Annotated in this window: 23 protein-coding genes, 1 tRNA gene and 1 pseudogene; 14 read left to right on the top strand and 11 right to left on the bottom strand. The window is 50.9% G+C overall.

The window, feature by feature from the left end; translation table 11 throughout:
* Nucleotides 1–138: 138 nt before the first annotated feature.
* Genes UTO39_RS21960 through UTO39_RS21950 form a run of 3 tightly spaced genes read left to right on the top strand, consistent with a single transcriptional unit; the run spans nt 139 to nt 4,249 of the window.
* Nucleotides 139–789, top strand: a complete 651-nt coding sequence (locus tag UTO39_RS21960) for a CPBP family intramembrane glutamic endopeptidase (protein WP_320728092.1) — start codon at nt 139–141, stop codon at nt 787–789.
* A 2-nt stretch (nt 790–791) separates the two neighbouring features.
* Nucleotides 792–2,045 (top strand): HlyD family secretion protein, encoded by a 1,254-nt coding sequence (locus UTO39_RS21955; RefSeq protein ID WP_320728091.1) that lies wholly within the window; start codon nt 792–794, stop codon nt 2,043–2,045.
* Nucleotides 2,045–4,249 (top strand): peptidase domain-containing ABC transporter, encoded by a 2,205-nt coding sequence (locus UTO39_RS21950; protein ID WP_320728090.1) that lies wholly within the window; start codon nt 2,045–2,047, stop codon nt 4,247–4,249. The genes UTO39_RS21955 and UTO39_RS21950 overlap by 1 nt, the downstream gene beginning before the upstream one ends.
* 129 nt (nt 4,250–4,378) lie before the next feature.
* Here UTO39_RS21950 and UTO39_RS21945 read toward each other — a convergent pair.
* A pseudogene (locus UTO39_RS21945) lies at nt 4,379–4,681 on the bottom strand (serine recombinase); the annotation flags it as partial.
* A 104-nt stretch (nt 4,682–4,785) separates the two neighbouring features.
* Here UTO39_RS21945 and UTO39_RS21940 point away from each other — a divergent pair.
* From UTO39_RS21940 to yccX, 3 genes are read left to right on the top strand one after another with little or no spacing between them, the layout of a single operon-like run.
* Nucleotides 4,786–5,343 (top strand): kinase inhibitor, encoded by a 558-nt coding sequence (locus UTO39_RS21940; protein WP_320728089.1) that lies wholly within the window; start codon nt 4,786–4,788, stop codon nt 5,341–5,343.
* A 10-nt stretch (nt 5,344–5,353) separates the two neighbouring features.
* Nucleotides 5,354–6,142 carry an AraC family transcriptional regulator gene (locus tag UTO39_RS21935; protein ID WP_061098663.1) on the top strand — a complete coding sequence of 263 codons (789 nt, stop codon included), beginning with the start codon at nt 5,354–5,356 and terminating at the stop codon, nt 6,140–6,142.
* Between the two features lie 11 nt (nt 6,143–6,153).
* Nucleotides 6,154–6,435, top strand: a complete 282-nt coding sequence (gene yccX, locus UTO39_RS21930) for an acylphosphatase (RefSeq protein WP_028012610.1) — start codon at nt 6,154–6,156, stop codon at nt 6,433–6,435.
* On the opposite strand, the gene tusE is transcribed toward yccX, so the two are convergent.
* The 6 genes from tusE to UTO39_RS21900 form a co-directional block, all read right to left on the bottom strand.
* Nucleotides 6,432–6,761 carry a sulfurtransferase TusE gene (gene tusE, locus UTO39_RS21925; protein WP_028012611.1) on the bottom strand — a complete coding sequence of 110 codons (330 nt, stop codon included), beginning with the start codon at nt 6,759–6,761 and terminating at the stop codon, nt 6,432–6,434. The genes yccX and tusE overlap by 4 nt on opposite strands.
* 69 nt (nt 6,762–6,830) lie before the next feature.
* Nucleotides 6,831–7,382: a LuxR C-terminal-related transcriptional regulator gene (locus UTO39_RS21920; protein WP_320728088.1), complete on the bottom strand. Its 552-nt coding sequence runs from the start codon at nt 7,380–7,382 to the stop codon at nt 6,831–6,833.
* A 10-nt stretch (nt 7,383–7,392) separates the two neighbouring features.
* Complete coding sequence (locus UTO39_RS21915; RefSeq protein WP_320728087.1) at nt 7,393–8,550, bottom strand: CfaE/CblD family pilus tip adhesin; 1,158 nt, start codon at nt 8,548–8,550, stop codon at nt 7,393–7,395.
* 1 nt (nt 8,551) lies between these two features.
* The gene (locus UTO39_RS21910; RefSeq protein WP_320728086.1) at nt 8,552–11,269 is read right to left on the bottom strand and encodes a TcfC E-set like domain-containing protein; all 2,718 of its coding nucleotides are present in this window, start codon (nt 11,267–11,269) and stop codon (nt 8,552–8,554) included.
* A gap of 72 nt (nt 11,270–11,341) precedes the next feature.
* A complete protein-coding gene (locus UTO39_RS21905) occupies nt 11,342–11,848 on the bottom strand; it encodes a CS1 type fimbrial major subunit (protein ID WP_028012615.1) in 507 nt (168 codons plus the stop codon).
* 75 nt (nt 11,849–11,923) lie between these two features.
* Nucleotides 11,924–12,643, bottom strand: coding sequence for a fimbrial protein (locus UTO39_RS21900; protein WP_206689348.1), 720 nt, complete (start codon nt 12,641–12,643; stop codon nt 11,924–11,926).
* Between the two features lie 331 nt (nt 12,644–12,974).
* Here UTO39_RS21900 and UTO39_RS21895 point away from each other — a divergent pair, with 331 nt between their 5' ends.
* Together UTO39_RS21895 and UTO39_RS21890 are read left to right on the top strand one after the other, a co-directional pair.
* Entirely contained in the window at nt 12,975–13,736 is a 762-nt protein-coding gene (locus UTO39_RS21895) for a transcriptional regulator (protein ID WP_407065116.1), read from the top strand.
* Nucleotides 13,733–14,209 (top strand): hypothetical protein, encoded by a 477-nt coding sequence (locus UTO39_RS21890; RefSeq protein ID WP_061098656.1) that lies wholly within the window; start codon nt 13,733–13,735, stop codon nt 14,207–14,209. The genes UTO39_RS21895 and UTO39_RS21890 overlap by 4 nt, the downstream gene beginning before the upstream one ends.
* 56 nt (nt 14,210–14,265) lie before the next feature.
* Here UTO39_RS21890 and yccA read toward each other — a convergent pair whose 3' ends face one another.
* Nucleotides 14,266–14,925: an FtsH protease modulator YccA gene (gene yccA, locus UTO39_RS21885; RefSeq protein ID WP_013097244.1), complete on the bottom strand. Its 660-nt coding sequence runs from the start codon at nt 14,923–14,925 to the stop codon at nt 14,266–14,268.
* A gap of 269 nt (nt 14,926–15,194) precedes the next feature.
* Between yccA and UTO39_RS21880 the strand changes: the two genes are divergently transcribed.
* Together UTO39_RS21880 and UTO39_RS21875 are read left to right on the top strand one after the other, a co-directional pair.
* Nucleotides 15,195–16,823 carry an ABC transporter substrate-binding protein gene (locus UTO39_RS21880; protein WP_320728084.1) on the top strand — a complete coding sequence of 543 codons (1,629 nt, stop codon included), beginning with the start codon at nt 15,195–15,197 and terminating at the stop codon, nt 16,821–16,823.
* Between the two features lie 144 nt (nt 16,824–16,967).
* Nucleotides 16,968–17,055: transfer RNA gene (locus UTO39_RS21875), tRNA-Ser, on the top strand.
* A 104-nt stretch (nt 17,056–17,159) separates the two neighbouring features.
* Here UTO39_RS21875 and UTO39_RS21870 read toward each other — a convergent pair.
* The 3 genes from UTO39_RS21870 to UTO39_RS21860 form a co-directional block, all read right to left on the bottom strand.
* The gene (locus UTO39_RS21870; protein WP_266178370.1) at nt 17,160–17,690 is read right to left on the bottom strand and encodes a LuxR C-terminal-related transcriptional regulator; all 531 of its coding nucleotides are present in this window, start codon (nt 17,688–17,690) and stop codon (nt 17,160–17,162) included.
* Between the two features lie 120 nt (nt 17,691–17,810).
* A complete protein-coding gene (locus UTO39_RS21865; protein WP_266178369.1) occupies nt 17,811–18,692 on the bottom strand; it encodes a LysR family transcriptional regulator in 882 nt (293 codons plus the stop codon).
* A gap of 12 nt (nt 18,693–18,704) precedes the next feature.
* Nucleotides 18,705–19,643 (bottom strand): LysR family transcriptional regulator, encoded by a 939-nt coding sequence (locus UTO39_RS21860; protein WP_266178368.1) that lies wholly within the window; start codon nt 19,641–19,643, stop codon nt 18,705–18,707.
* Nucleotides 19,644–20,230: 587 nt separating this feature from the next.
* Between UTO39_RS21860 and UTO39_RS21855 the strand changes: the two genes are divergently transcribed.
* From UTO39_RS21855 to UTO39_RS21840, 4 genes are all read left to right on the top strand, one after another.
* The gene (locus UTO39_RS21855; RefSeq protein ID WP_320728083.1) at nt 20,231–20,755 is read left to right on the top strand and encodes a fimbrial protein; all 525 of its coding nucleotides are present in this window, start codon (nt 20,231–20,233) and stop codon (nt 20,753–20,755) included.
* A gap of 66 nt (nt 20,756–20,821) precedes the next feature.
* Nucleotides 20,822–21,523 (top strand): molecular chaperone, encoded by a 702-nt coding sequence (locus UTO39_RS21850; protein ID WP_266178366.1) that lies wholly within the window; start codon nt 20,822–20,824, stop codon nt 21,521–21,523.
* Nucleotides 21,524–21,543: 20 nt separating this feature from the next.
* The gene (locus UTO39_RS21845; RefSeq protein ID WP_320728082.1) at nt 21,544–24,024 is read left to right on the top strand and encodes a fimbria/pilus outer membrane usher protein; all 2,481 of its coding nucleotides are present in this window, start codon (nt 21,544–21,546) and stop codon (nt 24,022–24,024) included.
* Nucleotides 24,024–24,258: hypothetical protein (locus tag UTO39_RS21840; protein WP_407065115.1), on the top strand; the 235-nt coding region annotated here is incomplete at its 3' end. The genes UTO39_RS21845 and UTO39_RS21840, both read left to right, overlap by 1 nt.

The raw sequence follows: 24,258 nt of genomic DNA, 5'->3' as shown, positions 1-24,258 counted from the left end.
TTATTGACCTATCTTGGTTTTCCTTTCCTGAGGAATTTTCAAAGATAGTAATTACATTGATCACCTTGTTTTCCACTGCTAAATTTATTGATATGATTTTAGCAAAAATAAAAACTTTCATAAAGTGACGCCCTTGTAATGAATGAGCGTACGAGCCAGTTTATATATAGTAAACAAAGCGCTATCGTTTTACTTGTAGTGGTTATTATATCAACCATTGTAACTCTATCCCCAGCCTTTACGCTGCGTTATGTCGGGCTGGACACAGCTTTTTCCATTGTTTTCATTGCAGAGATTCTAATTTCTACTTTAGTTTATTTGTTTTGCCTGAAAAATATCTCTGGGTGTCGAATAAAAGTAAGTGCAAGCCCAGTCGCAGTTAAATTTTCAGCTGTATTATTTCTTTTGATTATTTTTATACAACTTGCTGTATACTGCTATAGAGACTATTTATACCATTACGAACCATCACAGATAAACTGGATCACTGTTTTGGTAATGACACTAGTAGTACCCTATTATGAGGAGATTATCTACAGAGGATGTGCCTTCGAAGTTGCATGCTCAATTTACAGGAAGAATCTGGTTATTCCGTGTGTAATAACATCTTTGTTTTTTTGTCTAATGCATGGGCAGTATTATGATTTGCTGGATCAGAGCATTCTTTTTATTGTGTCGATGTTGTTATTCGCTGTTAAAATAAAAAGCAAATCTCTTTTCTATCCTATGTTGATACACTCAGGTATGAATGGGTTCGTTATATTGTTAAATATTCAGAACGTTTTATAACTATGAGTATATTCAGGGAAGAAGCATTAAATCATCATAGTGATACCGGGTACGGAGAAATTGTCTTACCCGCTTCATTCGGCATGTCAGTATGCGCCGTTACTACAATATTCTTGGTTCTGAGCGTCGCACTATTCGTTTATTTTGGTAGCTATACCCGCAAGGCACATCTTACAGGTATTGTTATGCCTTCATCCGGACTGGTGAAGATAACACCTCAATATGCAGGGTACGTCACCCGACAGACTGTTTCAGAAGGTCAGCACGTCATTGCAGGTGAGTCCGTTTACCATATCAGCGGCGAGCATTATAACGAACAGGGCACAGGTACACTGGCTGCCATGAGCATGTCCCTGAGAACTCAATATGCCATGCTGTCTTCTCAACAGGCTCTGGAATTGCGTGACAACAGTCAGCAGCAGCACGCCATACAACAGCGAATTGTCTCCCTGAAACCTCAGATTAATAGTGCAGAGCAGCGCTTGTCGCTTGCCGAGCATCAGGTTGCGCTGGCTGTGTCCGTCATGGAGCGCTATAAAAAACTTGCCGGCACGCATTACGTTTCTGATATCGAATACCAGCAGAAACAGATTGACGTCTCCACGGCACAACAAAACGTTGAGGATCAACGTCAGGGGCTTCTGCAATTACACACAGCAATGGAGTCTGCTGAAGATGATCTTACCCATCTCATCGTACAGGGCGAAAGCCGGAAAGCTGAGCTGGACAGGCAGTTGCAGGGTATTAGGCAACAGCAGGATGAACTGGCCGGACAGGAGCATTTTACGCTGACCGCTCCAGTATCCGGCACCGTTGCCGCCGTTCTGGTCAGACAGGGACAGTCGGTCAGGGCATCTGAACCTGTCATGACGCTTGTTCCCGACAATGCTCGTCTGCAGATAGAACTCTATGCCACCAGTCAGAACGCTGGCTTCGTCCAGCCGGGGCAACGTGTTGCCCTCCGATTCGCCGCTTTCCCCTATCAGAAGTTTGGTGTTCAGTACGGGACTATTCGAGAGATAAGCCGTACAACGCTGACGCCGTCAGATTTAATCTCCGTATCCCCTGTCACCTGGAAGGAGAATGAAGGGCACTACCGTGTCATTGTCGAACCTGAGAATACTTTTATTCTGGCTTATGGAAAAAAAGAACCTCTTCGACCCGGTATGACCCTTGAGGGGGACGTCAGCCTGGATACGCGTCATTTGTGGGAGTGGCTTACAGAACCGCTCTGGAGCCTGAAAGGAAAACTGTAATGGGAGCGCTGAACTGGACAGGGAAAAGACGGCTTCCCCTCATCCGCCAGACAGAGTCAGCGGAGTGTGGCCTGGCGTGTCTGGCAATGATGGCCAGCTGGCACGGTTTGCAGACGGATCTACCCACGCTCCGTGAACGTTTCAGTATCAGTACTCAGGGAATGACCCTGCAGAGGCTGATTGAATGTGCTGCCGGTATCCATTTGTCTTCCCGCGCCGTCAGGCTGGAGCCGGAAGACCTGAAGTCTCTTTCTCTACCCTGTATTCTCCACTGGAACATGAATCATTTCGTTGTACTTCATAAGGTTCGCGGTAGCAGGCTGGTTATACATGATCCCGATAAGGGGAAGGTGACAATTCCCCTGACGGACGCCGGGAAGCACTTCACCGGCGTCGCGCTGGAGCTGATTCCAGCCAGCGATTTCACCGCCAGGGATGAAAGAAAGAAAATTCGTCTGCGCCAGTTGACAGGAAAAACACCCGGCCTGCTGGCAGCAATGTCACGCATCATCGTTTTTGCCCTGGCACTGGAGATACTGACATTAGGAAGTCCTCTTCTCAACCAATTGGTGATTGATGAGGTCCTGGTTGCCGCCGATCGAAGCCTGTTGACCGTTATTATCATCGCCCTGTTGCTGCTGTCACTTACCCAGATGCTGCTGTCGCTGGCCCGTCAGTGGGCCAGTCTCACCCTGGCTGTTAATTTTAATATGCAGTGGACTGCCCGGGTGTTCCATCATCTGGTCCGTCTCCCTCTCTCCTGGTACGATGCACGCAGTAAGGGGAGTATTAACGCGCGTTTTGATGCGGTAGATACCATCCAGCAGGCGCTGACCACGCAGGTACTTGAAGGCATTCTGGATGTGCTGCTTGTGGTAACAGCACTCTGTATGATGTTGTTATACAGTCCTGAAATGACGCTGATAGCGGTACTTGTAGCCGTCATCTACGGCGTTCTGAGAGTGCTCTGGTATCCGTCTCTTCGACAGTCTGCAGAAGACGCTTGGGATGCTGGTGCCAGGGAATCAGGATATTTTCTTGAAACCCTTAACGGGATCCTAAGCCTGAGAATAAACGGTGTGACTGCATTTCGGGAAGCCGCCTGGCTGAATCTCAACGTCACCCGGAGAAATACGCAGTTGCGCCAGAGTCGTCTGCTGATGTGCTATGACATTGCGCACACCTTGACCGGCAGTGTGGTATCGGCGGTTATTTTGTGGAAAGGTGCTGGCGAGGTGCTGAACGGCACTTTTACTGTCGGTATGTTGGTTGCCTATTTGTCTTATCAGATGCGTTTTTCTTCGAGTATTAGCAGCCTTACTGACAAGTTTTTTTCCTGGCGTATGCTTGATGTTTATAATGAGCGTCTGGCTGACATTGTGCTAACCCAAACAGAAGGGCATCAGCAACGGTCCGTTCATGAAGATGTCAGTACTTCTGTCATTACCTCCGTAGTTAGTGGGACTCCGAAAGCTCATCCCCCGTTATCTATCGAGCGCATCGTATTCAGCCACAAGGGCGGGAACAAACCGATACTTCGCGGAATTTCACTGGTGCTTCAGCCAGGTGAAGTGGTGGCCATTACGGGTAAATCTGGGTGCGGAAAATCGACGCTGGTAAAACTTATCTTGGGAATTCATATTCCTGATGAAGGGACAATCAGAACATTTGGCATACCGCAAACGCACCCCGATTATTTTCAGGTACGACGGCGGATTGGTACCGTATTGCAGGATGATCACCTTTTCAGGGGATCCATTGCAGATAACATCATTTTCTTCAGCGAAGACCGCAATCAGGAAAGAATGATCCAGTGCGCCCGTCTGGCGCTGATTGACACTGATATCATGGCAATGCCGATGGGATATCAGACATTAATCGGTGAAACCGGTGGTGTACTCTCCGGAGGGCAAAAGCAACGTATTTTGCTGGCAAGAGCGTTGTACAAACAACCGGGATTTTTATTACTGGACGAAGCGACCAGCCACCTTGATGTTGAGAGTGAAATACAGATAAGCCAGACACTACGCCAGTTGGGGCTACCTGTCCTGCTGGTTGCCCATCGCCCGGAAACCATTGCCTCTGCCGACCGGGTTCTGTATCTCGCAGATGGATATTTGGAGGAACAGAAATGCCAGTACACAGGTGATAACGATTATATAGTTTATGAAGCCATTGATGATAATGTGGTTAAGGAAACCTGACTATGGAATATGCTATATTCAGCGGGATATTTACACTCGCATGACCAAAAGAAAGTATGCAATATCTGCACCTTGCTCATGGTGGGCGGTCATATCCGAGAGCATTCTTCCGATCTAACTCAAATATAATTAGCTTACTAACTCCTTCTTGATGCGGTAGAACGTTGCACGGCTGATATCTGCCGCTTTCATGATGTGGGCTGGTTTAACATTCTGCGCCAGCATTTCACGAACTGTTTCACGGGCTTCCATATCTTTTTCTTTTCCCGTATACAAGCCAGCCTGTTTTGCTCTTTCGATCCCCTGTGCCTGGCGTTTACGGCGGGATTCATAATCTTGTGATGCCATTGTCGCAAGGATATCGATCATCATAGCATTGACTGCCCGAAGAATGCCGCTGGTAACGTCGTTACCGGACATTTCAATCATCTGCGGATGACGTTGAGCGTTTCGGCACAAAATCAAATCGCTTAGGCACATTACGGCATTGCAGCAGGCATTACAGTGGGGCTTCCGGTACAGCAAAGGAAGCACCCATGAAAAAGCGCAGTGTGATAGCAATAGCCGCTCTGGCGGCAATCAGTTTTCAGGTTTCAGCGGCAACGCCTTTCAGCATCACCAGTGAGGATATTTCCGGCGAGCGCCATTTAGCGCAGCCGCAGATATTCGAGGGATTCGGCTGCCACGGCGGTAACCAGTCTCCGCAGCTGGCGTGGAAAAATCCGCCAGCCGGTACGAAAAGTTTTGCCGTCACGGTATATGACCCGGATGCGCCCACCGGCAGCGGCTGGTGGCACTGGACCGTAGTCAATATTCCCGCGAAGGTAACGACGCTGCACGCTGATGCCGGAAACCCAAACGGCGAAAAATTACCTGCCGGCGCGGTGCAGGGGCGTAATGATTTCGGTTATTCTGGCTTCGGCGGCGCATGTCCACCTGCGGGAGACAAACCCCACCGCTATCAGATGACCGTCTGGGCGCTGGACGTGGATAAACTGCCCGTCGACAAAAATGCCAGCGGTGCGCTGGTCGGTTTTATGCTCCACAGCCACGTTCTGGAAAAAGCCCAGTTAACCGCAACCTACAGCAGATAAGGATAAACCGGTGCAGGAGTTCCATTTTCGATATAAACACCTCACGGCGGGTGAAGTGAACGCCAGCAAAATGCATCGTCTGCACCAGGTTAAGCTCTTTTTCCCGGCCATTTGCCATATCACGCATGGCAGTAAGGTAATTGTTCAGGACGATAACCGCCTGGTGGCCACCCGGGACGAGCTCATCATTATCCCGGCCAATACGACGATGGAGATTATCAATCAGCCCGCGAACGGTTTTTTTCATTCTGATTTACTGATGTTGTCCCCGGAGATCCTCGCCGAGTTTAAAGCGCATTACCTGAAGTCCTGGCCGCGAACGACATCACATTCACTCTGTGCCCCGCTGAGCGAGGGGCTGGCGTTTATGTGGGATAACCTGCTGCACGCCGTGCGTCAGGATTTACCGGAGGCGCTGCAAAAACATCAGGCCTTCGGCCTTCTGCTGGCATTGCTGAATGATGGCGTGGCGGGTCCGCTGCTTATTGAGCGAAACAGTAACCTGACCGAGCAGGTGCGGCAGTTCATTATGCTGTCGCCCGCCAGAGCCTGGACCGCGCAGGACGTCGCCAGCCGTCTGGCCCTAAGCGTGCCGACGCTGCGCAGACGCTTACGCGAAGAGTCGCAGAGTTTTCGCCAGATCGTGGAGGAGGTGAGGATGGCCGTGGCGCTGTCTCAGCTTCAGTCGACCCGACTACCGATTGGTGAAATCGCATTACAATGTGGGTATCTTTCCAGCTCTCGTTTCACCGCCCGTTTCCGGCAGCACTACGGTTGTTTGCCGAAAACGCTACGCTAAGGAGAAGAAAAATGTCAAAAGTCTGCACCATTGCCTGGGTCCACGGCGTCGTTCAGGGCGTCGGTTTCCGCTACAGCACCCAGCGCGAAGCGATGACGCTTGGGCTAACGGGATACGCACGCAATATGGACGACGGCAGCGTTGAGGTCGTCGCCTGCGGCGACGCGGAGCAGGTTGAAAAACTGATGGCGTGGCTGAAGGCGGGTGGGCCGCGCAGCGCCCGGGTTGATAAGGTTTTAACGGAACCGCATCAACCCGGCAGGGAATATGTGAACTTCGGTATTCGGTATTAAATACACTTCACCGGTTTTGGCAGGCCGGCAATTTTGGTGGCCTGTTTTGCCGGGCCCTTCGGGAACAGGCGATACAGATAGCGGCTGTTGCCTTTTTCTTCGCCGAATTTGTTGGCCATGGCTTTAACCAGCATGCGGATCGCCGGAGAGGTGTTGAATTCGAGATAGAATTCGCGCACGAAACGCACCACTTCCCAGTGTTCGGGGGAGAGGGCGATGCCTTCGTTTTCGGCGATTTTCTCCGCCAGCGGCTCGCTCCATAGCGTCGTGTCTTTCAGATAGCCTTCGCTATCGGTCTCAATTTCCTGGCCTGCAAAAATGAACATAGTGCTCTGTCGATAAAGTAAAAACCGCCCCTAGTCTAGCAAATAAGGGGCGGCGTGAGAAACCTCGACCTACAGAAGAAGCTGGAGCAGATTGTTGGCATTAAGCTTTTTTAGCGCGTTGCATTTATACGTCGAGACCTGTTTTTCACTCATCTGCGTCATATGCGCGACGTGCCTTACCGATTGTCCGTTCACCAGCCTGTCGAGAACGTTGAACTCCATGCCCGTCAGGCAACAGTTCAGGGTGCGCACCCGGCGGGGCTCTCTGGCAAGCAGATATGCCGCATCCGCGACGGCAATCCGGTCGTCAATGATATATAAGGTCAGCGCGGCAAACCGCTTTCGCAGATGGGTAGCCAGCGCCCAGCCTTTTTCATTGCACACCAGATACACCGTTCCTTCCCAGCGCCTGGCCTCCAGCTGCAGCAGAATGTCGACCAGCGCCAGGTGCGCCCCCGAGACGGAAAAGCGGCAGCGAACAACGAGGGTGTTACAGGCCAGCAGCGAACGGCACCACTTTACCGTACCGCTCTCAACCTGCGTCTGAGCGTTACGGCGCAGAAGGGCGTAGCGCAACCCTTCGGCATAAAAACGATTGTTATCGAGGATGGCGTAACTCACGATGGCCTCTCTATAAGGTACTGGGCGTATAGATAACGCGCAGCGTGCCGGTGTAATCCCCGGCATTTTTACTGCTGGCAGCAAACGCGGGCGTTTTCAGAACGATGGGGGCTGGGACACAAAGTACGCTCTCCCGTCCACCCGGCAGCACAACCTGACGCAGATATTGCGGGTCATTAGTGCCCTGCCAGACCAGCGTTTTGCCATTCGCCGCGGTTTCTGCTGCGCCCGTTACCGGGTTGATCACCGTCACCTGATAATCGAGCCGATCCCGCGCTTCGGTCTGGCTTCCACCGCGTCGTCTGACGGAAAACGCCCCCTCAGTACGGCCCGTTGCCGCTAAACCGTCATCCTCAAAGCGCAGATAAACGCGCGTGCTGGCGCTGTTTTTGCCGTCATACAGGCACATATCCAGCGCGCTCTCGCCCTGGATTTCGCTGCCGCCGGGCCGCCCCGGAAAATTGGTCAGGTTGAGGTTAACCATCGGGGTTGAGTGGGGGAACGCCGGCAGATAAATCTGCTGATTACCCGGATCGACCACCTCAATGCGTATCGTCGCCTGCCAGCGGGCTATGGTGAGGTAGCCCGGACATCCGACGTTGACGTCGTTAAAGTTGCCCCCGCAGTCGGCGCTTCCCCATTCGCGCAGGTCCTGCTTCAGCGTTGCGGTCCAGATGCCCGGCTGGGCGAGCTTGTCCAGTTCGCCTTTAACGATGTAAAAATCAAAATAGGGCTCCCGGTTCCAGGCCGAGAGATCGCCGGTACCGCCGGTGACAAAGCTGGCAAAAGTGAAAACTTTGTTGTTGATAAACATACGTTTTTCGCCATAGACCTTCACATCTGCGGTTTTATTTGTCGACGCGTGGGTAAAGCGCAGCGTAATGGCGTAGGGGGCGGCCGGGTTCGCGGAAAACCAGACCGGGGCTGTCATACACGCCCCGTACGTCGGGTCGGTGCGGGACTGGCAGGTCAGGGTGTTGCGTCCCCACTTTTGTGGGTCAACAGTGTCGTAACCGCTCGGTTCATGGACCCAGATATCAAAGCGCGCAGGCGGCACCGCGCGATCGTAGCTAATCCCTACGCTGGAATTTCTTCCGGCAGGGACGCCCGCCAGCGTCTGGCAGCTCCACAAGGTCAAAAAAAGCAAAATAAAGAGGTAGTTGTTCACATCATTTCCCTTTGGTGAGGTGCTCTGCATTCATGGCCGTTGGCCCCGTCGGCACGTTACGTCCGGCGAGCATCAGCTGCGCCTGGTGCTGGACCGAATCCGGCAGGGCGGAGAAGGTGAGTTCCCGACACGGGATCGACCCGACGTAACGCACCACGTCGCGCATGCTTTTTACGCTCAGCTCACACTGATAAAACTGCTGCTGGCGCACCAGATAAAGGTTGCGGAGCAGGGCGTCGCTCTGGGCGCTGAAACCGCCATTGCCGAGATCGTTCCAGCCGTTCACGTTCAGCGGCACGCCGCCCACGAACGGCGAATGGTGTTCGTCAGTAAGCTGGCCGAGCCAGGTGTAGCGGGTGGTGGTTTGCACGTCCCGGCGAAGCATTTTGCCCGGCACCATAAAGAGCGTCCGGCTGCCGGAACCCTGCGTGATTTCACTGCTGGCGCCTGATGAGACGTTCAGCGACTCATTAACCGTCAGCGTTGTTGCCTGATAACCCGGCACCGCAAAAAGGGCGCGGCTGTTGGCCGGGATATCCGCGCTGCCGCCGTTATCCAGCGAGACGGCGACGCGTGAATCCCGGGAGTCCTCCGGCGTAGCCACGTTTACCGCAACGGCAGAAGCCGGGCGTCCGTCGCCCCAGCGGCCAAGCCACAGGCCGGCGCGCGACAGAGCGAGAGTGGAGCTGTAGTTGCCGCTGCTGCTTAACGTATGGCGCCGATCCTGGCGATCCCACGCGTCGCTCACCGTCAGGCTGGCGTTACCAAAACGTCCGCCCTGGCGCGTATACGCCGAGGCGTTGAGCGAATCGCTGTTGATCCCCGACGCGCTCAGGCCGTATTCATTCTCGCCGCGCGCGTCGGCATACCAGTTATGCGCCACGTTGTAGCTCAGCTGGTTTTTTTGATTCTGCTGGTGCTGCCAGGTTGCCCCTAGCGAGGTATAGCCTGACGCATCGCCCTGGCGGTTATGCGCCATCGAGAGGCTGACGCTCAGATAGCCGCCTTTGTCTTTCCCGTCTCGAGAGTGGTCGTTGCGCATAAACAGGTTAATGCTGCTGTTGATGTTCAGACCGCGCGCGCTAATGGTATTACTCAGCCCGGCCTGCCAGGCCTGCGTGCGGGAGCGGGTCATATACACCGGCTCCCACGGCAGGCCGGCGTCGTGACGATCGTCATGGTCAGGCAGTTCCCGGCGCGTAACGTAGCGCCCTTCGTTGCGGTTATCCGCATACCCCAGGCTGGCGTACCACGAGCCGACAGGCACGGAGAACATGACCGAGAGGCTACGATAACAGCCGTTGACGGCGTCAAAACCTGCGCTGCGGGTATCACAATTTTCTGCGGATAACGCGTTGCGGTAGAAGCTCAGCGAAAACCCGTCGTTATAGCTGATTTGTTGAATATTGCCGCGCTGGCCCTTGCTGCCGTAGAGGTAGCTAAAGCGCGTGCTTAACACCCCGTCGATCGGGCCCGCGTTAAAGCCGCGGCTCCAGTCGAGGGCATTTTCCAGGAAGTGCTGCCTTTTCATGACGGTTGCACCGCTGGTCAGCGCCAGCGTCGGGGTGACGGGCAGGCGTATGCCCGCCTGCGCGACCGGGCTGCGTTCGTCATTGGGATCGTTATTGGCCGTTTCCCCTGCCTGCATAAACCACTCGACGCGGTCGAACGGCGTAATGCCCGTACGGGTAAACGGAACCTGCTCGGTACGCGTCAGTCGGTTGTTTTCATAAACAGACAGCGTCACGGTATAGCTTCCATCCGGAAACGCGCGGGTATCCAGGGTTTGCGCCCCGGCATTGAGGTAAAAGCTGGCCAGCAGCTCCTTGCCGCGGCGCGCGTCGATGCGCGCATCGTGCGAAAGCAGTACCGTAATGGGCGTGCCCTTCGATTGCTGAACCGGGTTGACCCAGGCTCGCGTAGAGCCCGCGCGCAGGCCGCGAATTTTGCCCAGCGGCAGCTGGCTGAGGTTAATATTTCCCCCGGCGTTGCTGAACAGGTCGCGGGTATCCATCTCGCCCATCTGTAGATAATATTCGCGCCATAAATCCTGGCGGAACCAGGCATTGTTAACGGTCATTTCCTGCTGTTGCTGGTGACGCGAGCGTTGTCCCAGCCAGGTCCAGTCGAGGTTAAGATAGCCGTCCTGGGTCAGCGCCAGCGCCCCGTTGCCCTGAACGGTGGCGGACTGATAATCCCTGTCGGCAACAAAATTGATATTTTGCTGATGAATCAACGCATTTTCGGTCTCCTGCGTAGGCTGATACCACTGGTTTTCCACCGAGGGCTTTGGCAAAAAGCGCTTATCAAAAAACAGGTTTATGCGGGCATTGTTTTCGTCATAGATGATGGCCGCACGGCGGGTTTCGAGATAATCACACCCCGTCGCGGAGCCGTTGCTGCTGCAGGCCAGGTTGCCGTTACGGGCAAGCGGAACGGCCAGCGCGGCGGAAACGGAGCCGATAAGGGCAGGATCGTCGTTAAACTGACGTTTGATGGCCGCGACCACGGTTTCAGGCGCGACAAAACTGACCGTTTCAAGATTGATATCGGTTTCAAAAAGGCCAAGCGACTCGCCGTATAAGCTCACCTCTGTCCACATGCGCTGCGTTTTTGCCAGGTCCTCGAATCCGGCCGGGACGGCCATCTCGGCGCAGGCGAGGTGGACAGATGCGGGTAATAAAGCAACAAAAAGGAGAGTATTTCTGTGAAACGCCATGAACGAGCCTCGACATCATCCTGACGTCAGAGGGCGGGCGCCCTCTGACGTTATTCCTTAGGTGCTGTGGTGTTACGCACCGCCTTCCGTGGTGGTTGCCTGAGTCAGCATCAGGCTCACAACGCCGCTGTACTGGCCAGTTTTCAGAATGCCTTTGGTGGTCTGGGAAATGGTCAGAGGCAGAACCGCAGAACCGTTTTCAATGCTGCCCGGGAACAGTTCGGTTCCGGTAAATTCGGCATCGGTGGTGGAGAGGGTTTTATCACCCAGAAGAACCGTCATCGGTACAATCTGATCCCCATCCGTGTTGGTGAGCTTAGCTGCGCTAACGAGGCGTACTTTGACGTTGCTGGTAGCGGAGTTGGACCATACCTTGGTGTTCAGGCGGTAGCTTTCCAGGCCACGACCCGGCAGATACTGCATGTCGATGCTCGCTGGCAGCGGCGTGTTATCGGCCTGAGTCATATCCAGCTGTGAATCAACGCTGGCGTTGACGGTAATATCTTTCTGGATCGCCAGCGCGCTGGCAGATGTGGTCATCGCGGCAACGATCATCAGAGGTTTAATAAATTTACGCATTGATATCTCCATATTTTACAAATGAGCACCCTGGCTCTTTAAACAAACCACAAGGGTTTTTACAGTGACGTCGTGTTATTGCACGACGGGTAAGTCAGCTTCTTCAGCGGTTTTTTTCACCCAGTTGAAGTAGCGGAATTTGTATTTCTTGCCGTTTACCTGATTAAGCGTTTTTAATTTCCGCTCGGTATCCGGGTAAATCGTGGCGTCTTCTTTAATCCATTTACAGACGTCGTCTGACTGACAAATACCGATCTCCCTGAGGGGCACGCGCAGGGTGCCGGCGTTGGTGACGGTCCCCCGTGCGGGATCGATATGCAGCGAAACGCGCTCCGTTGCGGGGGCCAGATGTACCAGCGCCCCCCAGATAACATTGACCCCTAGCTTTGCCGTCGCTGCCGTGCTTTCGGGCTGGCCGGGAATAATGCTGTCCGGCTGTTTCACCCCTTCAAAATAGACTCGCCAGGTGGTCTCTTTTTCCGGCGGCGTCAGTGAAACAAGGCGCACCACGCGCATTGCGCCTGCCGCCAGGGCAAATTTATCGGGCGTCACCACGACGCCGCCTTCCTTCCATGAAGCAACGTCAATCTCTTTTTCCTGGGCCGTTCCGGGGTTAAGAATTTTCTTTTGCCTCACCCGGATGAACTGAATATCATCCGTTTTCGATGCCACTTTTATTTGCGCTGCACCGGCGCTATCCACGTTAAGCTCCATTGGATAGACGCTCATATTGGCCATTGTCATTTCTGAGAAAAATGACAGCGACAGCGCGGCGACATAAAACGCGGTTGTCATATTCACTTTTTGTTTCTGTTTCACATTCAGCCTGCCTGCTCTGAGTTCTTGTACGGTTTTTAACACCAGGACACCGTCTGCTTTCGTATCGCTTCAGGGCAGGGAAACTTTAACCAGAACAGCAGGTTGTGAAAATTTGTATTAGTTAACCGCTGATATACAGTGATTTATCCTGCTTTGATGGGCTTAAAGTTGTATAGTTAAAAGAAAATGCCGCTACCCAGGATGGGGAGAAAATTCCTGTTGATGAAAAAACAACCTGCTCAGGAAGCGATTTTCTTGCCGATGTCACAGGGATAAAAAAGCCTGCGGTAATAGCTGAGAGTGAAATATGTTTTTTATATGCAATAATTCGTTGTTATTTGATCCTGAAGCACATGCAATTAGTCTTGTTGGTCAACCAGAGTCTGTATTAACGCTCTCGGCGCCAGCCGTTCGCCTTTTACAGGAGTTTATTCGTCATAAAGGGCACGATCTGAGTCGGGAAGAATTAATTACGCGCGTCTGGGAGGAGTATGGCTTTACGCCGTCTGGAAATAACCTCAACAAAGCGGTCAGTGAATTACGCAAAGGCTTCCAGTCCCTCGGTGAACATCACAATTTTATTGTGACGATACCCCGGTATGGATTCCGTTTTGTTGCCGACGTTATTTGCCAGCCTGCGCAGACCGTTCATCCCGCTGAACCGCAGCCGCACCCTGCTGTGGCTCCGTCAGAGGCAAAACGTCAGCGTATTTCCCTGAAATGGGGCGTCGCGGCGGCGGTATTGTTAGCATCAGCACTGGGATTAGGCCTGCTGTTTAACCAGCAGCAGAAGATCGCTATACCGATGACGCCAAAGCCCGTCGCGCAAAAAATAGCGGGCTGCAGCATTTGGCTTATTAACGATCATGGCCGGCCGCTGGTGCTCTCGAAACTGGCGGCTCTGCTGGAGGCGAATAACGTGGCGTGCGCGCGCGAAGCGTACAATATCTACTATTTCAGCGCCCGCTTTAACCTTGCAGCTGCGGATGAAGTGTTCATTGGCGCATGCCCGGTCAATAAAACCAGCCTGTGCAAAACCATTCGCTATAAAAGCGGGGCAGAAAAATGAAAATGAGACTTCTGTTTGCCGCGGGCGGTGCGCTTGCCGGCGGCGCGCTGGCGCTGTTTATCTATTCGGGCGGCCTGTATAAACGCGATGCGCTGGCCTGCAGTACGGAATTTAATTTTACGCGCAATGAGGGAAAAGCGAATGAGGTCCGGGTCAATACCGTTGCCCAGTTCTATTTTCATCGGGACGGTACCGGCTTAACAACGTACAAAGGTGCTGCTATGGCGGAAGGCCGGGGCATGATCGTTGACAGGGATGTGGATTTTACCTGGTCGCGACGGGATGATGATAACGTTATCGTGTTGAGCTACGCCAAAACCTGGCGTCGGCATAATGACAATACCCCGGACGAAAAGTGGGGAAGCTTTGCGAGGCCGACAGCCCGCTATTACCTCACGATCTCCGAGCTCGAACCCGCCGTGTGGTTGATACAGGACCGGCTCTATCCCACCTATATTTGCCGCGGTGACTAGGGCATAAAAAAAGGAGAATGCCTGAGGCATTCTCCTTTTTGTTTCAGCAGATCTGCTTAATCGCGGCTGGCGAAGCCCAGGATGCTGAGCAGGCTGACGAAGATATTGTACAGCGACACATAGAGGCTCACGGTCGCGCGGATGTAGTTGGTCTCACCGCCGTGAATGATGTTGCTGGTTTCATACAGGATTGCGCCGGATGACAGCAGGATAAACACCGCGCTAATCGCCAGGTGCAGGGCAGGCAGCTGCAGGAAGATGTTTGCCACCATACCAATCAGCACCACAACGATACCCGCCATCAGCATACCGCCGAGGAAGGACATGTCCTTGCGCGTGGTCAGCACGTAGGCCGAGCAGCAGAAGAACACCAGCGCGGTACCGCCCAGCGCCATGCCAATCACGTCACCCATGCCGGCAGACAGGTACGCGTTCAGGATCGGCCCCAGGATATACCCCAGGAAGCCGGTGAAGGCGAACGCGGAAAGAATACCGACCGGTTTATCAGCGGTTTTGTAGGTCAGGAACATCAGACCGTACATCCCCACCAGCGTCAGGATCAGGCCCGGAGACGGCAGCATCAGCACGGTGCTGGCGGTAGCGGTGATCGCCGAAAACGCCAGCGTCAGGCTGAGCATAAAATAGGTATTGCGCAGCACCTTGTGGGTGCTGAGTAGCGATGTGCGGTCGCGTGAGGAAGTAATTATACGATCCATGAGTCACTCTCTTATGACAGATGTAATTAACGGAAAGAATAGGAAACGGCGCGCCAGTCTCAAAGTGGTTTTACCCATCTTTACTCAGCACGTTAGCGCTGAAGGTGGTTGTTTCTTCTGCAAAAGCATATGTAACCAGTATGAACGGCGGTTTAAAAGTATTTACCAGATCAACCTCTTATAGGTTACTGAAAAATATTGCGTTATTTCCCTTCGGGCGCTAAGAGTTATCTCCGGATCGTCATAAAACAGACAATAAGGCGAAGGAAATGAAACCACAAACACGCACGCGCTTTACGCTCTCTTTACTTACCGCCGGGATCCTGTGCGCCAGCACGGCAGCCTGGGCGGCTAACGTGCCGGCAGGAACAGCGCTGGCCGAAAAACAGGAACTGGTCAGAAACAACGGCAGCGAACCGGCCTCGCTCGACCCGCATAAAGTCGAAAGCGATGTCGAATTCAATATTATCAGCGATTTATTCGAAGGGCTGGTGAGCGTCTCCCCGTCAGGGGAAATTCAACCCCGGCTGGCGGAAAAATGGGAGAACAAGGACAACACCGTCTGGACGTTCCACTTACGTCCGGGCATCACCTGGAGCGACGGGACGGCCATTACCGCAGAGGATGTGGTCTGGAGCTGGCAGCGCCTGGTTGATCCAAAAACCGTTTCACCATACGCCAGCTATCCTGGCAACATGCATATCGTCAACGCGGCCGATATCGCCCAGGGGAAAAAATCCCCCGACACGCTGGGCGTAAAAGCAATTAACGACACCACGCTGGAAGTGACGCTCACCCAGCCCAACGCGGCGTTTCTGGCGATGCTGGCGCATCCGTCGCTGGTGCCGGTGGATAAAGTGCTGATTGGCCGTTTCGGTGAAAAGTGGACCAAACCGGAGCATTTCGTCAGCAGCGGGGCGTATAAGCTGTCCCAGTGGGTGGTCAACGAACGCATTGTGGCGGAGCGTAACCCGCGCTACTGGGATAACGCGCATACCGTTATTAACAAAGTCACCTATCTTCCCATCACCTCCGAGGCCTCGGATGTGAACCGCTATAAAGCGGGCGAAATTGACATTGTGTATACGGTACCCATTAACCAGTTTGCTCAGCTGAAGAAAACGCTGGGCAGCCAGCTGGACGTCTCCCCGCAGCTGGCGACCTATTACTACGAATTCAACACCACCCGACCGCCGTTCAACGACGCGCGCGTGCGCAAGGCGCTGAACATGGCGCTGGATAAAGACATTATTGCTGAGAAGGTAATGGGGCAGGGGCAGCGCCCGGCGTGGCTGATTAGCCAGCCGGACATCGGCGGGATCAAGCTGCAGAACCCGGATTACGCCAGCTGGCCGCTGGACAAACGCATCGCTGAGGCGAAAAAACTGCTCAACGAGGCCGGGTATAACGAAAGCCATCCTCTGAGCTTCAACCTGCTCTATAACACCTCTGAATCGCACCAGCGCATCGCGATTGCGGCCAGCTCGATGTGGAAGAAAAACCTCGGCGTAGACGCGAAGCTGCAAAATCAGGAGTGGAAAACCATGCTGGATACCATGCACACCCATAACTTTGACGCGGTGCGCTACGCCTGGATTGCCGACTACGACGACGCGGCGACCTTCCTGAACAACTTCCGTACCGGCGACAGCGAAAACACCAGCCAGTACAGCAACCCGGACTACGATCAAGCCTTGATCAACGCCGCAAAGGCCAAAACGGCGGCAGAACGGGGTAAGTTCTACCAGCAGGCGGAAGATCTGCTTGGGCGTGATGTGCCGGCCATTCCGGTTTATCACTACGTCCGTACGCACCTGGTGAAACCGTGGGTAGGTGGCTTTACGCCGGATAAGCTGGGGTACTACTTCACAAAAGATATGTACATCAAAAAGCACTAAGCGAGAGGGCTGGATTTTATGCTGATAAAATCGCCGATGTGTTGTCAGTTCAACCGATTAAGCACGTTTTGACTATTTTTACAGCGAACGAGAGCAGCCACTCTTTACAGCACGCGGTGAGGTGTTTATAGTTCGCCTCACTCAGGAAGTGTGGCCGAGCGGTTGAAGGCACCGGTCTTGAAAACCGGCGACCCGAAAGGGTTCCAGAGTTCGAATCTCTGCGCTTCCGCCAAATTAGAGCCCCTGCGATAGTTCTATCGCAGGGGCTTTTTTTATGTCCATATCTCAACATCGATCCCAGAGATAAGTCGGTAGGCACGTTTTCCTGTCTCACAATCACTCTGATTCTGAAGCTATCATGATTGTGTTTAATGCCCGGCACATCAACAGGTGATTTGATGAACGTAAGTTCAATTTATTTTTCACTCTGATGCGATACGCACTGGTGGTTTTTTCTGAAATGTTCATTAGACTGGCGATACGATGATTGCTTAAATGAGCGAGTTTAAAAAAATCATATTCTCTGTTCGTTAAATACGTTTGTTTGACTTTTTCTCTGTTATTGGCCAGGTTGCTTATATACTTGATCGAAGATCGTAATGACGAGTAAATACCACTGTCGATCTTGACCGCTGTGTCTTTTTTTATTTCATCTAGCATAACAATATGTGGTGTGCTCAAATCTCGTAGTAGACTTGTCGTTCTGACTCGTAACACTTCATTTTCAATAGCAACGATAACGGAGTTTGGGTTGTTCAAATAACATAACTTTTTGATCTCTAAAATATTGCTCACATTGCTTACAAAGAATACAGTAGAGGGGATTCCTTTGCACAAAAAATAATTATCGCTCACAAATGATATCATAGATCAACCCCTTTTTTATCTTCCATGGCGAAATGATACTAAAGTGATAATTATAATTGGAAGTGTTTAATGTTTAGATTATTTAAATTTTAAATTTAAATATCGAAAATAGTGTGAGCACTATGTTTCAGACCTGCTATCTATGGGGTGTTGAAGCATCAATGTATCCGAAATACGATCAAGGGCCAGCATGGCGATATTTTTCTCCATCGCCTGATGATAATGGATAAAACAGTCGAATGACATGTTAAAGCGTTCTGGCAATTGACATCCCTGAAGAGGAAAACGCTTTTGCAATGGTGCTAAAAACACCTTTGGTACCACCATAAGGTATTTTGATATAGCGCAATGCCATGCAAGTGACAGGAGATTTGGGCTCGTCCACACCACTTTGCGTTGCATAAAAAGGTCATAATCTATTTGCTCGACCAACCCTCTGATGCTGTCTAAACCGCGTTGCCAGTTGATAAATTCATACTCGTTCCAGTCATCCAATAGTATGCCATCCTTTATCCGAGGGTGATCCCGGTTAGCCAACGTACATATATCCGAGATAACCAGTCGCTTGCAGATAATGGCGCGGTCATCCGGCAATCTGCCTCCAATATCGATATCCACCTCCCGGTGTTTTAGCTTTTTAAGGCGCTCTTCCTCTGTGCTTCCCATCACCGTAAAATGCATTAAGGAATCTGTTTTAGGGTGCAAATGATCGGCTAACAGCATCTCTATCAAGGAGTAGGTGGCGATAACAAACTCACTCTTTCCGGCATTAATTTCAGCAATTTCAGCGTATTTTTCCTGTAACTTGACTGCATATTCGGTAGGGCGTAATCCCTGACGCGTGCGTAAAAATAATGCCTGTCCAGTTTGCTTTTTCAGTTGGTTAAGAGCATAGCTGATTGAAGACGGTGAAATATTCAGTTCTTTAGCTGCGCTGACAGCACTCTTTTGTTCAATAAGCGTATTGATGATTTTTAATTGCCGCATATTTATCTGGCACATTCAATAAATCCTTTAAGGAGGGGTTACAAAATCGTCTTGATTGCCCTGATTTATATTTTTAAAATGAGAAACGATCTCATTAGCGGTGAGTTTCATCTCTTCATAATCAAAAAGTGTATTGCTAAAATGGAAATAGCAATCGTATTTAAGAGACAGTTCCGGTGGCATAGACAACTTTTTTACTGGAAACGTCGACGTAAAAACATGGGCAAAATAATCAGGGATCATCATAATGCATTTACTGTTGGCACAAAAAGCAACCATGTTAATGATACTGGCGGAAATCATGGCTATTTTTCTCTCCTCCATATGTTTGACAACATTTTGTGAGGATAAAAGATTATCGCAATAGTAATCACTGAAAACTGACCAAACCGCATGTTTTCTCTCCTGCCAGTCGATGAGCGTGATCGTATCTTCTAACCCTGAATGTTGATTCGCCAGGAGAGAAACGGGAGTCGAAAACAGCTTGATCTTATTAACGAGTTTGTCGGCTGGCAGTTTGGAACCAATATCAATATCGATCAGACCATTTTTTATTCTTTCGAGACGATCGTTGCTATTGGAGTCATAGGGAAAAAAGTTGAAGCGTAGATCGCTGTTCCAGACGCGACTCTCTTTAACGATTTTCGCTAACATCATTTCAACAGGTGTGAACGTCATGATATTCAAGGTATTTTTGCCTGTCGCACTTTCGCTAAAAGTGGGGGGAATACTGTTACCCGTAAATTTTTGATACCGTTGACTCAGTTCTTTAGCTGTCGTATCAGGTTTCATACCATTCCGTGTACGAATGAAAAGATGAGCGCCTGTGATGCTGCGCGCTTTTTTCAACGCATAACTGATGGAGCCCGGACTCACTTTTAATTGTTGAGCCGTTTTAGTGACACTTTGCGTCACGACCAGGGTATTGATGATGTTAAGTAGTTTTATATCTATTTCTTTTTTCATGCCACTCTCACGAATATTTAGATGCGCAGCGTTTGAATCTAACCGCCAGATGCTGGAAGATTAAGTGATAATTAGATTGTGATGTTTTTAATAATTCTAACCTCGATTTTTTAGAAAAAACAACAATAAAAATATTTTTTTAAAAATTACGTATGGCTATTTGTAACTTTCCGGGAGTAACGCTATGTATCTCAAGGTTATTTTTTAATTTAAATTCTTTTAAAAATACATTTCAACGTACTGCTAATTTAATTTTGAACTAAGAATGTATGAACACTTCCTTTTTGTATGGTATAGGCAGAGGAAATGCCCTTCGTCTCTCCATGAAATTTATTTAAAATTAAATTACCAGTATTGCTTTTTTCAGTGTTGAATTTAGCTTAACCCTTTAATTTTAAAAGTTTAATTGATATTCGATTGGTTTTTTTAAAAATCCGAGTCGGGTTGTTTGATTTTTTAAAATAGTTATATTTAAAGGGCTGAAGGATGTTGATAAGTAGCGTTGTCAATACTCAGCAGACAAAGGTTATTTATATTTAATAAGTGCGTGGATAATCCGTATCCACCACAAAAACACAGGTAATGATATGAAAAAATACTTGCTCACTATTGCTGCATCTATTGCGGCAGTAACCACTATTAATGCCTATTCTGCGGATGGGACAATTCACTTTACAGGCAGCATTTCAGATGAGGCTTGTACTGTTGATGCGGCCTCTCAGAATATGACCGTCGATTTAGGGAAAATATCTCAGTCCACACTAAATGGTTCTGCAGGTTTGCGTGCTGCACCCACTAGCTTTGTTTTGAGCCTGAGCAATTGTCCTGCAACGCTGACCGCGGCGAACGTCAAATTTGATGGGACAAGCGACAGTACGGATAGCTCACTTCTGGCGCTTGATTCAGATGCGGGGGTGGCATCCGGTGTCGCTGTCGAATTGTCTGACGCTTCTGGTAATCCGCTTGATCTGAAGACTTCATCAATGGACTACCCCATTACCACAGGGGTCACAAATAATCTGCAATTCACGGCGCGTTATATCTCTACGGGCTCGACTGTTGTGGCAGGTACGGCTAATGCTACCACGGAGTTCACGATGAGTTATAAATAATGCGCAGACATTAAAAAGGAATCACTACAGGGACGTATCTTATTTAAGCTATTCCGAGAGGATATTATGTACGTATTTCATAAAAAGGCAGCCGTAACGGCTTCGTTGCTTGCGGCTACTTTGTTGATGGCTATCTCCATCCCGGCAGAGGCGGGTATATCAATCGGCGGTACGCGAGTGATTTATCAGGCTAAAAACAAAGAAGCTACGCTTTCTATTAAAAACCCTGCGAACTCCTCAGTCTATTTAGTCCAGAGTTGGGTAGAGGGAAACAATAGCTCCCGCAAAGCCCCGTTTATTGTTACACCCCCGTTGTATCGTTCAGAACCGGGTAAGGAAAATATTCTACGTATAGTGCATACCGGTGCGCAAACGGTGGGGAATAAAGAGACTCTGTACTGGTTAAATGTCAAGTCAATCCCCGCGACGGACAGTGAGGCAGCAAATAACAATACGCTGCAGATGGTGGTGAAGTCACGTATAAAACTATTTTACCGCCCTGCTGATATTAAAGGAAATCCGCAGGATAGCTATAAATCGCTACAGTTCAGCCGCAATGGTTCGCATTTGCATGTGAGTAATCCTACGGGTTACTACGTTACCTTTTACTCTCTGAAGGTTAACGGCAAAGACGTTAAGGAAGCTGATATGGTCCCACCATTTGGCCAATCCGATTATGTCGTACCTATGAATGGCCGTGTCAGCGTGACCTGGCAGGCTATTAATGATTTTGGTGGTATCACTGAGGCCGCCAATACAAGCGTATAACGCTACGCAGGTTATTTATCATGTTTATTAATACCAGATTAAAAATTCTGGCGGTCGCCATTATGGCGATTTCAGGTAATACTTCTGCGAAAGAAATATTTAACCTGCATGCGCTGGAAATAGGTAATCCATCAGGGCAGCCGGTAGACATTTCCCGGCTCATTATGCCTGGTGGACAGCTGCCTGGTGTTTATCATGTGCGTATAGCCGTCAATGGCACACCGTTAGCTGATGCTGAAAATATAAGCTTCATTGAAGGCGATAAGGGAAACCTTACGCCACAAATTACACCGGCCATGCTTTCTCGCTGGGGCGTTAAAGTTGAGGCCTTTCCTGAACTGAATCGTGCGCCACAGGAAAAACCTTTGCGGGATATTGGGGAATATATTCCCGATGCAACAGCCGTAATCAATTTTGAGGCGATGAAACTTAATGTCACGATTCCACAGGCGGCGATGGATAAGCAGGCTCAGGGGTGGGTCGACCCTTCGTTATGGGATGAAGGTATTCCTGCGGTACTGCTGAATTATAACCTGAGCGGCTCAGATACCTGGCGGCGCGATCAACCGGGCAAAGCTGAAAAATCGTATTACGCTAACCTTCAGGGTGGGATCAATATCGGTCCGTGGCGTTTGCGTAACAGCTCAACCTGGGACTACAACGAAACGGATGGGGGCCACTGGAATACCATTAGTACCTCTTTGTCCCGTGATATTCAGTCATTGCGCTCGCAGTTTACGGTAGGGGATACCTACACAGATGCCGAAATCTTCGACAGCGTTAAAATGCGCGGGCTTCAGCTGGCGTCAGATGACAGCATGTTGCCGGACAGCCAGCGCGGATTTGCCCCGGTTATTCGTGGGATCGCCAAATCAAATGCGCAAGTGACCATCAAACAGCATGGTAACGTCATCTATCAAACCTACGTTGCACCAGGAGCCTTCGTTATCGACGATCTGTATTCCACCTCTAACAGCGGGGATTTAGACGTTACGATCAAAGAGGCAGATGGCAGTGAACGTCATTTCACCCAGGCATTTTCCTCGGTCCCTGTGATGCAGCGCGAGGGGCAATATAGCTATGCTCTTGTCGCGGGGAAATACAGCTCTTCCTCATCGGGAGCGAATGAACCTGACTTTATTCAGGGAACATTAATTTATGGCTTGCCCCATGGTCTGTCCCTGTATGGCGGCGTGCTTTATTCCCGTGATTATGCCTCTGCGGCAGTCGGGGCGGGGATGAGTCTTGGTGAGTTGGGGTCGGTTTCCGCCGATCTGACTCAGGCTAAAACAACCTTTAACACGGGTGATAGTGCTCAGGGGCGTTCAGTACGTGTTCAGTATGCGAAGAGCATTGATTCTACGGACACGAATCTGACGCTGGCGGCCTCGCGTTTTTCAACGGCAGATTACTACTCCTTCGAAGATGCGAATGAAAATTTTTATGGTCCGGACGCCCAGGACAATACAGACAGCCACAAACGTCAAAAGTTACAGCTTCAGATTAACCAGTCTGTCGGCGACTGGGGCTCCTTCTATTTAAGTGGCTATCGCCAGAGCTACTGGGATAACAGTGGTTCCGATCGCACGTTGAGTGCTGGCTGGAACGGAAGCGTGAAAGGCATCACCTACAGCCTGAGCTATACCCACACCCACTCGCTGGACGGCGATGAGGATGATGACCGTCAGGTTGCTTTCAGTCTGCAGGTACCGCTTTCCCGGTTCTTACCAAATGCCTGGGCCAGCTACAACATGAACAGCAGTACTCACGGAAGTACCCGTCATCAAATTGGACTCAGCGGTACGGCACTGGAAGATAACAACCTCAGTTACAGCATTCAGGAAAGCTTTAACGGTCGCGACGTGGGGACAAGCGGAAATGCCAGTGCCAGCTGGAAAGGGACTTACGGTGAGGTGCGTGGTGGCTATAACTATGATGCCGATAGCCATCAGATTAATTATGGCGCGCAGGGCGGGATCATTGCCCACCCCTGGGGGGTAACCTTCTCGCAAAGTCTGGGTGATTCGGTCGTACTGGTCAAAGCCCCTGGCGCGGCAGGCGCGAAGGTGCAAAACAACACTGGCGTGCGAACGGACTGGCGGGGTTATACGGTTGTCCCTTCTGCGCAGGCTTATCGCCTGAATCGCGTGGCGATCGATCCTGAATCACTACCCGATAATGTGGATCTGGATAACGCAGTAAAAACCGTGGTCCCCACAAAAGGGGCGGTTGTCGTTGCAGATTTCAACTCCCGTAAGGGATATCGCGTGCTGATGCACTTGACCCATCATGCCAAACCCGTGCCGTTTGGGGCTATCGCCACGATGGAAGGTGGTGCAAATGGCATTGTTGACGAAAAAGGTCAGGTCTATCTCAGCGGCGTACCGGCTAAAGGCCATGTCACCGTTTCGCTGGGCCAGAAGACCTGCTCTGCCAACGTTTCGATCCCAAAAAGCAAAATCAATCAGCCGGTCATTGAGATCGATGAGGTATGCAAGTGATGAATATTTTGAAAATAACCCTTTTGTTGGTTGGGGTTGCACTGTCCCGACTGGCCCTGGCTGGCTGCGATACGCTGGCACCAACACTGGCAATGCCGGAAAGCCACATCCAGTTTGGTAAAATTACCGTGGATTCGACTTTGCCTGTCGGCGGTGTCATCGCCAGTATCAGTCAGCCGCAGAATGGGGAGATCGGGTGCGTCTGGTCCGCTGAGAAGTGGCGCTCGCCGGGAG

It is taken from the genome of Enterobacter sp. 118C5, assembly GCF_034107645.1.
In the GTDB taxonomy this organism is placed as follows: Bacteria; Pseudomonadota; Gammaproteobacteria; order Enterobacterales; family Enterobacteriaceae; genus Enterobacter; species Enterobacter nematophilus.
Note: the sequence above shows the minus strand (reverse complement) of the source record. Positions and strands in the feature narration are given on the sequence as shown.

Excerpts from the sequence above, each read along its gene's own strand:
- UTO39_RS21960 (WP_320728092.1), top strand. The coding sequence starts at position 139 with ATGAATGAGCGTACGAGCCAGTTTATATATAGTAAACAAAGCGCTATC.
- UTO39_RS21955 (WP_320728091.1), top strand. The coding sequence starts at position 792 with ATGAGTATATTCAGGGAAGAAGCATTAAATCATCATAGTGATACCGGG.
- UTO39_RS21950 (WP_320728090.1), top strand. The coding sequence starts at position 2,045 with ATGGGAGCGCTGAACTGGACAGGGAAAAGACGGCTTCCCCTCATCCGC.
- UTO39_RS21940 (WP_320728089.1), top strand. The coding sequence starts at position 4,786 with ATGAAAAAGCGCAGTGTGATAGCAATAGCCGCTCTGGCGGCAATCAGT.
- yccX (WP_028012610.1), top strand. The coding sequence starts at position 6,154 with ATGTCAAAAGTCTGCACCATTGCCTGGGTCCACGGCGTCGTTCAGGGC.
- tusE (WP_028012611.1), bottom strand. The coding sequence starts at position 6,761 with ATGTTCATTTTTGCAGGCCAGGAAATTGAGACCGATAGCGAAGGCTAT.
- UTO39_RS21910 (WP_320728086.1), bottom strand. The coding sequence starts at position 11,269 with ATGGCGTTTCACAGAAATACTCTCCTTTTTGTTGCTTTATTACCCGCA.
- UTO39_RS21905 (WP_028012615.1), bottom strand. The coding sequence starts at position 11,848 with ATGCGTAAATTTATTAAACCTCTGATGATCGTTGCCGCGATGACCACA.
- UTO39_RS21900 (WP_206689348.1), bottom strand. The coding sequence starts at position 12,643 with ATGACAACCGCGTTTTATGTCGCCGCGCTGTCGCTGTCATTTTTCTCA.
- UTO39_RS21895 (WP_407065116.1), top strand. The coding sequence starts at position 12,975 with ATGTTTTTTATATGCAATAATTCGTTGTTATTTGATCCTGAAGCACAT.
- UTO39_RS21890 (WP_061098656.1), top strand. The coding sequence starts at position 13,733 with ATGAAAATGAGACTTCTGTTTGCCGCGGGCGGTGCGCTTGCCGGCGGC.
- yccA (WP_013097244.1), bottom strand. The coding sequence starts at position 14,925 with ATGGATCGTATAATTACTTCCTCACGCGACCGCACATCGCTACTCAGC.
- UTO39_RS21880 (WP_320728084.1), top strand. The coding sequence starts at position 15,195 with ATGAAACCACAAACACGCACGCGCTTTACGCTCTCTTTACTTACCGCC.
- UTO39_RS21870 (WP_266178370.1), bottom strand. The coding sequence starts at position 17,690 with ATGATATCATTTGTGAGCGATAATTATTTTTTGTGCAAAGGAATCCCC.
- UTO39_RS21865 (WP_266178369.1), bottom strand. The coding sequence starts at position 18,692 with ATGTGCCAGATAAATATGCGGCAATTAAAAATCATCAATACGCTTATT.
- UTO39_RS21860 (WP_266178368.1), bottom strand. The coding sequence starts at position 19,643 with ATGAAAAAAGAAATAGATATAAAACTACTTAACATCATCAATACCCTG.
- UTO39_RS21855 (WP_320728083.1), top strand. The coding sequence starts at position 20,231 with ATGAAAAAATACTTGCTCACTATTGCTGCATCTATTGCGGCAGTAACC.
- UTO39_RS21850 (WP_266178366.1), top strand. The coding sequence starts at position 20,822 with ATGTACGTATTTCATAAAAAGGCAGCCGTAACGGCTTCGTTGCTTGCG.
- UTO39_RS21845 (WP_320728082.1), top strand. The coding sequence starts at position 21,544 with ATGTTTATTAATACCAGATTAAAAATTCTGGCGGTCGCCATTATGGCG.